The following is a 9655-nucleotide window of genomic DNA, read 5'->3' on the forward strand; positions in this document are numbered from 1 at the left end:
GGCCCGGTGCCGCTGTTTGCGACGGTATAGGTGACGGTGGTTGCGGTGCCGCTGGCGATGGCGCCCGCGATACTGTCTGTGCCGCCATCCGCGACGGTATTGGTGGTGGAAGAGGTGAGGTTCTCGATCTCGGCCTCGGGCACTGCGGCGGCAATGGAGCCTGAGCTGGCAGACTGTGTGTAGGTGAAAGAGGGGAAGGCCACCCCGCCATGGGTGCCGGAAATCAAGCAGCCAGTGGTGCAGTCAATGTTCGAGATCGTTGCGAAGCTGGCATCGAGGGTGCCTTGCGGCGTACCGTTATTGACCGTGAAAACCAGGTCTCTTGCGTCTGCCCCTGCGGCCTCATCAAAAATTTGAAACTCGGTGAAGCCCGGAGGAAATGCGCGGATCGCTATGAAGTCGGCGTCGTTGATGTCGGCGGCTGAGCTTTCCCTGGTGCAGAGGTCGTCGGTGAGATTCAAATTGACTGGATCTGTTGGGACATTGTTGACGGGGCAATCCGTGAAGGCCGCCCGTGCCTGTCCCGACGACAGCAAGACAATGAAAAGACCCGCAAGCGCCAGCATCGAGAGCAGCTGAAGCACCGCATCTGGCCATGTCACTCGGGCGCTTTGGGTCAGGGTCGGAAAGCGGCGGCACTTGACACTCATTCTATGGTCCTAAACTGGGCAATACGATGCGGGCATCCGGCAGGATGTGGCATCTAGAATCAACTTAAGGTAGCTTTGAAAATTGTCAGTCGCGATTAAAGTGTTAAGTGGTCGCGAAGGCAAGAAAATACTTTTTCGCAGGAGAAGGAGATTTGAAGTACCTCTCAGATTGAATGGTGTCGCTGCTGGGTAATGGGGGTGTCCAGATCTTCCCGCTCCGCTTATTGGGTCTTCACGTCTTCATCCAGATCGGCTTGTGCCTGTCGGTACCCGCAGGATCTGTGAATCTAGTGGTGTGCGTTTAGATTGTTTTCTGGGCGCGATCCATCCTTGCGGCAAAGGCGACCGTCGCGCCAAGAAAGACGGTTCCTGAACGATGCAAACGTGGAGGCGCCAAGAGGTAATCGCTCATCAATTCAATGCTTTGACTCTCTGACACGTCAAATGTTCTTGTGGCTTTGTGTGGTGACTTGCAGGATTATTCCCGGTCGCAACTGCAGTGAGTCCGGGAAGGTGCGGTGGTCGGCTTGTCATTTGAATGTGCTAAGGTTGTAATACATATAGGGTTTTGATGTGGCGCGTGTTTAAAGGGTTTACCGCAGAGGTGTTGGCTGTTCCGGCGTGGTGGCTGAGGTTTTTGTTGCGTGGAGAGATCTGTCGGAAGAAAAATGCATTGATTTATTTCTGCGAGTAATGCGAAAGTCACCCTTAGATTGAATTTCTTTGGTGGCGCGTGTCTTTGGGGCGTGCCGGAAGGTGAATTGAGTGCGCCAATCGTATTGGCGTTTCAAGGCATTGGGGGGACTCATGGCTGAGCCGTTTCTCGCGGAAATCCGCATAGTGGGATTTAACTTTGCCCCAAGAGGCTGGGCCTTCTGTGATGGTCAGTTTCTTCCGATCAACCAGAACCAATCGCTGTATTCACTGCTGGGGACGACCTATGGCGGTGACGGGCGGACCTCCTTTGCCTTGCCGGACCTGAGAGGCCGAACGCCGCTGCATGTTGGCAATGGCCACAGTCTTGGAACGAGGAGCGGCGCGGAAACCATGACCCTGACGACGGCGCAGATCCCGAGCCATGACCACGTGGCGAAAGCCTCGTCGCTTCCCGGAAATGCGCGCGAGCCAAGCGGTGCCCTGCTTGCCGCTGAGGTCGCGCCGGATGCGGCCTATGCGACGGTCGGAGCCGGGACAAGTCGGACCCTTCGGGCGGGTACGGTCACCAACGTGGGAGGCGGGCAGGCGCACGACAATATGCAGCCTTTCATGGCGATCAATTTCTGCATTGCCCTTCAGGGGCTTTTTCCCTCGCGCTCTTAACCCTGGAAAGGACATTGGATGTCGGAACCCTTTGTAGGCGAAATTCGTATGTTTGCGGGGAATTTCGCGCCGCGAGGTTGGGCCTTCTGTGATGGCCAGTTGCTTGCGATTTCGCAAAACGATGCGCTGTTTTCGCTTTTTGGCACGGTCTATGGCGGCGATGGCAGGACGACTTTTGCGTTGCCGGATATGCGAGGACGTCTGCCTGTTCACGCGGGCAGCGGGCCCGGGCTCAGCCCGCGGCGGCTGGGGGCAAAGTCAGGCAGCGAGAACGTGACGCTGACCGTCAATCAATTGCCGAGCCATTCGCATGAGTTCCATGCCAGTACCGCGGTTGCCACCTTGGAAAATCCGCAGAACCACCTGGTTGCCGAGGGGGTGGGTGTCAACTTTTATGAGGCCGACAATCAGAACACCAACATGGCTTCGGCCATGACCGGCAATACGGGTGGCTCCAGGTCGCACACCAATCTGATGCCATTCCTGTGCGTGAATTTCATCGTTGCACTTTTCGGCATCTTCCCGAGCCGGACGTAGGAGGCGCATATGTCTGAACCCTTTATCGCTGAGATCCGGATCTTTGCCGGGACTTTCGCGCCGCGCGGCTGGGCCTTCTGTAATGGGCAGGTGCTGCCGATTGCGCAGAACACGGCCTTGTTTTCGCTGATTGGAACCATCTATGGCGGCGATGGGCGCTCCACCACGGCGCTGCCCAACCTGCAGGGGCGTGCTCCGATGCATCCCGGACGCGGGCCGGGGCTGACATCGCGGAGCCTGGGGCAGCAGGGGGGAGTTGAGAATGTCACCCTGTCAGAGCCGCAGATGCCCTCCCATAATCACGGCGTGCGTGCCTATTCGGGCAATGGCGGGACCAATATCCCTTCAGACACGACCTCGCTTGCCGGGACCGGTCGTGACACCCTGTACCAGACCGACACCGCGACATCGCTGGTGGACCTTGCGCCGGTGACGATCGGCACCACCGGCGGCAACCAATCCCATTTCAACATGCAGCCTTTTCTGGCGTTGAATTTCATCATCGCGCTTGTCGGGCTGTATCCGTCGCGCAGCTAACCGTGGCTCCCCGCGCCAGCAATGCTGTCGCCGCTGGGGGAACCGGCAAGACCTGGGTCTAGACACGCCTATTGGAAGGACATTTCGACATGTCAGATGAAGACGCCATTCCAGAAGACTACGCCGGCAGCGACCGGACCGAGCCGAACTACTTCCGGATCTTTTTCGGGGCAATCACACCTGCTGGTAGCCTTGTCTGCAAGGATCAAATCGATGAAAATGGCCCGTTTCCCCCTGAATTCACCACCCTGCCCACGCTTCAGTTTCAGCCGAGCCTGCTCAAGGCCGCTGTCACGCAGGATGGCTATGTGGCACTGATTGCCGCCGCCAGCGGCGATGACGGACACCTGATTTACCTGCACGAAGACAATGCCGCGCGTGCTTCCAACCGGTTTGCCCCGCCGGTGGACCTGGGCAAGCCGACTGGCGTTCCAAGCTATCTGGACACGCTTTTGATCAATGGTCTCACCAATCGGCAGAATGTGTTCGTCATCAGCGGCGCGCCGGACAATGCGATCTGCTGGAAGTTCCAGAACCCCAATACCATCTCCGAAGAGACCATCACGGTTGTCCCCCCTGGTACAGACACGCCGGTTGAGGTGACAGCGGCGGTGGAAAACCCGCCAAGCCAGCCCTGGTCGGAGTGGCATCAACTGTCCGGAGCGCTGTGCAGCCTGACGGGAACCCAGAATGCGGATGGGCGCATCATTCTGGTGGGGCTCAACAGCTCCAACGTTCCCTACATGAATATGCAGACTTCGGATCAGCCGCTGCTGCCGGAACACTGGGCAGGCTGGCAGGATCTCTCGGGCGGCTTGAGCGGCTTTGAGCAGGTGGTCTGCGGTGTCGGGATGAATGCGCTGGTGCATGTCTTTGCGCGCATTGGCAGCAAGATCTACATGAAGGTGCAAGAGCAGGTCAGCTCCGAGATATTCACGGACTGGGCCTTGTTCGCCTCCTTCCCCGACACCGTGCAGACCATGGCGCTGTCTGTTGCCTCCAATGACGGGTTGTATCTGGTTGCTCAGGTCGGGAGCGGCGCGGGCAGCCCGGTCTATGCCAGCTACCAGACTGTGGAGCCGGACGAGCAGTGGTCGGGTTTGCAGATCATCGCCCATGTCGCAGGCGATAGCGAGCTGGTGTTGCAATCCAACGCGGACATGAGTTTGAGCCTGTTTGCACGGGTTCGGGCGACAGGCGATGTCTCCTATCTGACGCAACAGACCCTGGTGCATTGGTCAGCCACTTGGGTGCCTCTGGGCAGTGATCTGGTTGCGATGGCCTTGACCCAGGATATCACCGTGAACCCGGCATGAATGAACAGGCGGCAATGCCTCCGGCCTTGGGGCCCGACGGGGCGGCAGAATGGCCGCAGCTCGGTCACGCGGCCGCCTTGGGGATTTCTTTCCGGGCGGTGCGACAGCAGGATCGCCCCTTCCTTGTGGATCTCTACCGGTCGACGCGCGAAGGCGAACTGGATCGCACCCCCTGGGTTGAGGCCCAGAAGCAGGCCTTCATTGCCATGCAGTTCGATGCGCAGCACCGGCACTACCAAGAGCATTACCCAGCAGCCCTGTGGCTTGTCGTGCTGCAGCGGGGCGCGGCAATCGGGCGGCTGTACCTGGAGCGCTGGAGCAAAGAACACCGCATCATCGATATCGCCTTGCTGCCCCAGCTGCGCGGATCGGGAATTGGAGGAGCGCTGCTGAGGGACCTGATGGCCGAGGCCGCCTCTGCCAAGAGATCGGTCAGCATCCACGTGGAGAAGGAAAACCCGGCCATGACTCTGTACCGGCGGCTTGGCTTCACCAAACAAGAGGACAAAGGCGTATACGACCTGCTGAGCTGGTCCGGCGCCTAGGCCCAGCACCCATCAAGGGCCGGGATCAGGTGAACACCGCTTCGTATTGGATCCCGGCATCCTTTTCGGCAACGGGCACAAGGAAAACCTCCTGTTCGCCGAAGTCGGGTTGGTAGATCGTGTGAATCGCCTGCTCCAGAACCGGTTCCTTCGGCCCCTGCCAGAGGCTGGAGAATGCGCCACCTTCGCGCGCGCCCTGGCCGATCGCCGTCACTTCGATCAAGGAGAGCTGCAGGTCAGGCGCGCTGGAGCGTATCTGGAACGCCTTGTTGAGATGCTGCTCAAAATCGCTGACGGTCAGTGTATGCATCTGTTTCAAATCGATCTCCCAATGCTGGTGCCCTTTGGGTTTCGGTATGCAGCCGCAGGCATCCTATCAATACCTATAGGTTGTAAGGGCGTGCGGGCGTATTCGCAAAGGGATTTGGGAGAAAAGGCGCAGGGCAAGGGGGCCGAGGGATGCGCACCGCCTTGTCCTGCGCAAGGAATCACTCGGTGGGGCGCACCCGGGCGGCGCTCTTGTCGGCAAAGGCCGCGAGGCGGGCGCGGGCGGCGGGTTGGGTATTCACCACGCCTGCCACCACCGATTCCGCATAGGCCGCATCCAGGGCGGACATGTTCTGCATGTGGCTCACAGCCGAGCAGATGGCGAAATTCGACAAGGGCAGGTTCTCGGCGGCGCGGCGCGCCAGTTCCATCGCCTTGTCAAAGCTGGAGCCCTCGACGATATACTGCGCCAGTCCCAGGTCGCAGGCTTCCTGGCCCTGGTAGACGCGACCGGTCAGCATCATGTCGATCATGCGGGATTTGCCCACCAGATCGGTCACCCGGATGGTGGCGCCACCGCCGGTGAATAGTCCGCGCTGACCTTCGGGCAGGGCGAAATAGGTGGTCTGGTCCATCACCCGGATATGGGCCGAACTGGCCAGCTCCAGCCCGCCGCCGACAACCGCGCCCTGCAGGGCCGCGATCACCGGAACGCCGCCGTACTCCATCTTGTTGAAGGCCTCGTGCCAACGCAGGCAGACATGCATGAAATCGGCAGGGCTGCGGTCTTCGTCGTGGTGCTCGATGAGATCAAGACCGGCGCAGAAGTGATCGCCGGCACCGGCAAGCACCACTGCCTTGACCCCGGCGCGGGGCGCCAGAGAGAAGAGCTCCACCAGCTCTTCGATGGTGTCGATGTCCAGTGCGTTGCGCTTGGTGGGGCGGTTCAGGGTGACGATCCAGACGCCATCCTCCTGCGCCTCGATGGCAAGGTTTTGGTAGCGGGAGATATCGATTTCAACAGGCATGAGGTGTCCTTTCGGAAGAAGATGTGAGGACGATGCTGCACCGTCCTGAAGAGGGAGGTCAGAGCACTGCGGACAGCAGGCTGTCGGCGCCATTCACGATGCGGTCGCATTGGGCTTCGGTATCGTTCAGGATGTGATCTGCGTAGAACCGGGCGGTGGCGATCTTGGCCTCCATGAAGGCGGGGTCTTCGCCATTTGCCAGAGCGGCTTCGGCTGCCAGGAGGGCGCGCGCCAATTGCCAGCCCGACACCAGGTTGCCCGCCAGCATCAGGTAGGGCACCCCTGCGCCGAAGGCGGCAGAGGGATCCTCTTTTCCAATAGTCAGAAGATGTTGCACGGCGGTCTTGAAAGCCTCGCGCGCACGTTCCAGGCGCGGGGCGATACGTTGTGCGGCGGATGAACCCTGCGCCAGTTCCGCTTCGGTCTGGGCGATCATCTCGGCCAGGCGCAAGGCGGTTTCGCCGCCATCGCGCAGGGTCTTGCGGCCGACCAGATCGTTGGCCTGAATGGCGGTGGTGCCCTCGTAGATCGGCAGGATGCGGGCGTCGCGGTAATGCTGGGCGGCGCCGGTTTCCTCGATGAAGCCCATGCCGCCATGGACCTGCACCCCGGTGGAGGCGACATCGACGCTCATCTCGGTGCTGTAGCCCTTGACCAGCGGGGTCAGGAATTCCGAGATTGCCGCCGCACTGGCACGGTCTTCCGGCGTTGCGGAATGCTTGGCCAGATCCTGCCATCCCGCGGCAAAGGACGCCATGGCGCGCGTCCCTTCGGTGATGGAGCGCATGCGCATCAGCATCCGGCGCACATCTGGGTGATTGACAATCGCGACCGCCTCGCGGGAGGAGCCATCGACGGGGGCGCTTTGAACACGCTCGCGGGCATAGGACAGCGCCTTCTGATAGGCGCGTTCAGAGACGGCAACCCCTTGCAGACCAACGGCATAGCGGGCGGAGTTCATCATCTCGAACATATAGCGCAGACCGGCGTTTTCCTCGCCGATCAGATAGCCGGTGGCATCTTCAAAGCTCAGAACGGCGGTGGGGCTGGCCTTGATGCCGAGCTTGTGCTCGATGCTGACACAGCGCACCGCGTTGCGTTCGCCCAAAGAGCCATCGGCGCCCACCATATATTTCGGCACCAGGAACAGGCTGATCCCCTTCACCCCGGCAGGCGCATCCGGCGTGCGGGCCAGCACCAGGTGCACGGTGTTTTCCGACATGTCGTGCTCACCATAGGTGATGAAGATCTTGGTGCCGCTGATCGCGTAGCTGCCATCCGCCTGCCGCTCTGCCTTGCTGCGCAAGAGCGCCAGGTCGCTGCCCGCCTGCGGTTCGGTCAGGTTCATGGTGCCGGTCCAGGTGCCGGAGACCAGGTTTTCCAGGTAGGTGGCCTTTTGCTCGTCCGACGCTGCGGTCAGAAGCGCCTCAATGGCGCCATCGGTCAGCAAGGGGCAGAGCGCAAAGCTCATATTGGCCGCATTGAGCATCTCGGTTGCAGCAGCACCGACCGACCGTGGCAGGCCCTGGCCGCCGAACTCTTCCGGGTGGGGCAGGCTTTGCCAGCCCATGTCAACGAACTTGCCATAGGCCTCGGCAAAACCTTCCGGCAGGATCACCCGCCCATCCTCGTATCGCGATCCGGCGTGATCTCCGGGAACGTTGAGCGGCGCGATTTCCTCGGCGATGAAACGGGCAAGCTCGGTCAGGGCCGCATCGGCATCCTCCAATTCCACCGCCTCATAGGCGGGCAGGGCGCCGACCTCGGCCCATCCGGCCAGATGCTTGATATTGAAAACCATATCCTTGACGGGGGCATCGAATGTCATTGCGTGACCTTTCTGCTGCGGTTGCCTTTCCTGCCAGATAGACAAAGGTTGAAGGCCCGTCTATATCTCCAGCCGACGCAAAACTTGCAAAAAGTGACAAAATCCTTGCCGGATCAGCCAGAGCAGAGCGCGCCAATCCTGCCCACCGTTTCACGTGCCTTTCTTGAGGATTGGTTGTCTGCGCTTCGGGCCCATTGCACGGGGGACCAGCTACAAGGGTTTCTCGAGCAGATCGGTCTCAACACTGCCGCTCAACCCCGTGGCCGCGTGACCCATGACCAGATTGTTCTCTTGTATCAACTGGTTGTAAGCGGAACCGGAGATGAGATGACGGGCCTGTGGAGCCGTCCTGTGCGCACCGGTGCGTTGAAGCTTCTGTGCAGTTCGGTACGCGGGGCGTCTTCGCTGTCGGCGGCGCTTTATCGGTTTACCTCCTTCTGGAATCTGGTTCTGGATGATTGCCAATTGTCCCTGGATGCCGGTGAGGACAGTCTCAAGATCGTCCTCAGACCCCAGGGGGTGGGGCTGCAGTATCGCTTTGGGCATGTGCTTCTGCTGAAGCTGGCCCATGGCATCGCCTCCTGGCTGGCCGGGCGTGAACTGCCGTTGCGCGAGGTGAGCTTTGTCTTTGATCGACCTGAATTCGCGGAAGATTACCCCATCCTGTTTCCCGCGCCAGTGCGGTTCAGCCAATCCGTGTCGTCGCTGACATTCGACAGCAGGCTCGAGGGGTTGCCGGTGGCTCGCAGCGAGGCGGAGATGCAGGAGTTCCTGATCCGGGCGCCGCGGGATTGGATCTTCACCAGTTCGCGCGAACACGCCGTGATGCTGCGGGTGCGGGAGTTGCTGCTGTCGTCAGAGCGTCTTGGCTGCAAGCTGGAGGATGCGGCGCAGGCGCTGAACCTGACGCCGCGCACCCTGATCCGGCGTCTTGATGCCGAGAATACCTCGTTTCAGGATATCAAGGATGGCTTGCGGCGCGATATCGCCATTCGGGATCTGTCGGAGGCGGACAAGAGCATCGAAGCGATTTCCCAGGATGTCGGCTTTGCCTCGGCGGCCAATTTCCACCGTGCCTTCAAGCGTTGGACGGGGGCAACCCCCGGTGCATACCGGAGGTCGCGGGCGTAGGCCGCGTCAGGCCGCGGCCTGAGACTGTTGTGTCTGGGGCTCCGGGCTGGGCGGCTCCAGGGTGATGCCAAGGCTTTCGCACAGGGGCAGACGTTGCGCGGCAAAGGCATTGGCGCGCACCCGCAGAACCGCAAGGTTTTCCTCTGGCGTCTCCAGGATGCGTCCGTCCAAATGCAGGCGCTGGCCTTGGGGGGCCAGGATTTGCCAGGCCAGATCGGCCCATTCGTTCGGGGTGGACAGCCCTTCGCTGCGGGCCAGCAGGAACAGTTGTTCGAACCGGTCGAACTCAATCCCGCTGCCGGTGACGGGCGAGGCCAGGAAGCGGAGCGTTTCGCTATCCTCGGCCCGTTTGCACACAGCCAGGTTGAAGGCGCGACAGCGTTCGCTCCGTTCTGCCAGACCGTCCTGCTGCAGGCAGGGCGCTAGGGTCAGGACTCATAGCCAGTAAATGACGAGCGCTGCGAGTGCGATGGCTGACAGGAAGACCTTTGGGCAC

General features: G+C 60.8%; 11 protein-coding genes. 6 read left to right on the plus strand and 5 right to left on the minus strand.

The window, feature by feature from the left end:
• On the minus strand, positions 1 to 566 hold a 566-nt coding region (locus PXK07_RS18265), incomplete at its 3' end, for a hypothetical protein (protein ID WP_274849740.1).
• A gap of 891 nt (positions 567 to 1457) precedes the next feature.
• Here PXK07_RS18265 and PXK07_RS18270 point away from each other — a divergent pair.
• The 5 genes from PXK07_RS18270 (at position 1458) to PXK07_RS18290 (ending at position 4905) form a co-directional block, all read left to right on the plus strand.
• Positions 1458 to 1970, plus strand: a complete 513-nt coding sequence (locus tag PXK07_RS18270; protein ID WP_274849741.1) for a phage tail protein — start codon at positions 1458 to 1460, stop codon at positions 1968 to 1970.
• A gap of 18 nt (positions 1971 to 1988) precedes the next feature.
• Positions 1989 to 2507, plus strand: coding sequence for a phage tail protein (locus PXK07_RS18275; protein ID WP_274849742.1), 519 nt, complete (start codon positions 1989 to 1991; stop codon positions 2505 to 2507).
• Between the two features lie 9 nt (positions 2508 to 2516).
• A complete protein-coding gene (locus PXK07_RS18280; protein WP_274849743.1) occupies positions 2517 to 3044 on the plus strand; it encodes a phage tail protein in 528 nt (175 codons plus the stop codon).
• 89 nt (positions 3045 to 3133) lie between these two features.
• Entirely contained in the window at positions 3134 to 4360 is a 1227-nt protein-coding gene (locus PXK07_RS18285) for a hypothetical protein (protein ID WP_274849744.1), read from the plus strand.
• Positions 4357 to 4905: a GNAT family N-acetyltransferase gene (locus PXK07_RS18290; protein WP_274849745.1), complete on the plus strand. Its 549-nt coding sequence runs from the start codon at positions 4357 to 4359 to the stop codon at positions 4903 to 4905. The genes PXK07_RS18285 and PXK07_RS18290 overlap by 4 nt, the downstream gene beginning before the upstream one ends.
• A gap of 25 nt (positions 4906 to 4930) precedes the next feature.
• On the opposite strand, the gene PXK07_RS18295 is transcribed toward PXK07_RS18290, so the two are convergent.
• From PXK07_RS18295 to PXK07_RS18305, 3 genes are all read right to left on the minus strand, one after another.
• Positions 4931 to 5215 (minus strand): DUF6916 family protein, encoded by a 285-nt coding sequence (locus PXK07_RS18295; RefSeq protein ID WP_274849749.1) that lies wholly within the window; start codon positions 5213 to 5215, stop codon positions 4931 to 4933.
• A 178-nt stretch (positions 5216 to 5393) separates the two neighbouring features.
• Positions 5394 to 6200, minus strand: a complete 807-nt coding sequence (locus PXK07_RS18300; protein WP_274849746.1) for a crotonase/enoyl-CoA hydratase family protein — start codon at positions 6198 to 6200, stop codon at positions 5394 to 5396.
• Positions 6201 to 6258: 58 nt separating this feature from the next.
• A complete protein-coding gene (locus PXK07_RS18305; protein ID WP_274849747.1) occupies positions 6259 to 8028 on the minus strand; it encodes an acyl-CoA dehydrogenase in 1770 nt (589 codons plus the stop codon).
• Here PXK07_RS18305 and PXK07_RS18310 point away from each other — a divergent pair.
• On the plus strand, positions 7981 to 9159 hold the full coding sequence (locus tag PXK07_RS18310) for an AraC family transcriptional regulator ligand-binding domain-containing protein (RefSeq protein ID WP_446728405.1): 1179 nt from the start codon (positions 7981 to 7983) through the stop codon (positions 9157 to 9159). The two genes, PXK07_RS18305 and PXK07_RS18310, sit on opposite strands and share 48 nt — an antisense overlap.
• A gap of 6 nt (positions 9160 to 9165) precedes the next feature.
• On the opposite strand, the gene PXK07_RS18315 is transcribed toward PXK07_RS18310, so the two are convergent.
• Positions 9166 to 9516 (minus strand): hypothetical protein, encoded by a 351-nt coding sequence (locus tag PXK07_RS18315; RefSeq protein WP_342455898.1) that lies wholly within the window; start codon positions 9514 to 9516, stop codon positions 9166 to 9168.
• Positions 9517 to 9655: the final 139 nt, after the last annotated feature.

The organism is Phaeobacter sp. QD34_24 (assembly GCF_028890115.1).
In the GTDB taxonomy this organism is placed as follows: Bacteria; Pseudomonadota; Alphaproteobacteria; order Rhodobacterales; family Rhodobacteraceae; genus Phycobacter.

Coding starts and splice junctions, on each gene's coding strand:
- PXK07_RS18295 (WP_274849749.1), bottom strand. CDS start 5,215: ATGCATACACTGACCGTCAGCGATTTTGAGCAGCATCTCAACAAGGCG.
- PXK07_RS18310 (WP_446728405.1), top strand. CDS start 7,981: ATGCTTGATATTGAAAACCATATCCTTGACGGGGGCATCGAATGTCAT.
- PXK07_RS18290 (WP_274849745.1), top strand. CDS start 4,357: ATGAATGAACAGGCGGCAATGCCTCCGGCCTTGGGGCCCGACGGGGCG.
- PXK07_RS18300 (WP_274849746.1), bottom strand. CDS start 6,200: ATGCCTGTTGAAATCGATATCTCCCGCTACCAAAACCTTGCCATCGAG.
- PXK07_RS18270 (WP_274849741.1), top strand. CDS start 1,458: ATGGCTGAGCCGTTTCTCGCGGAAATCCGCATAGTGGGATTTAACTTT.
- PXK07_RS18285 (WP_274849744.1), top strand. CDS start 3,134: ATGTCAGATGAAGACGCCATTCCAGAAGACTACGCCGGCAGCGACCGG.
- PXK07_RS18280 (WP_274849743.1), top strand. CDS start 2,517: ATGTCTGAACCCTTTATCGCTGAGATCCGGATCTTTGCCGGGACTTTC.
- PXK07_RS18305 (WP_274849747.1), bottom strand. CDS start 8,028: ATGACATTCGATGCCCCCGTCAAGGATATGGTTTTCAATATCAAGCAT.
- PXK07_RS18275 (WP_274849742.1), top strand. CDS start 1,989: ATGTCGGAACCCTTTGTAGGCGAAATTCGTATGTTTGCGGGGAATTTC.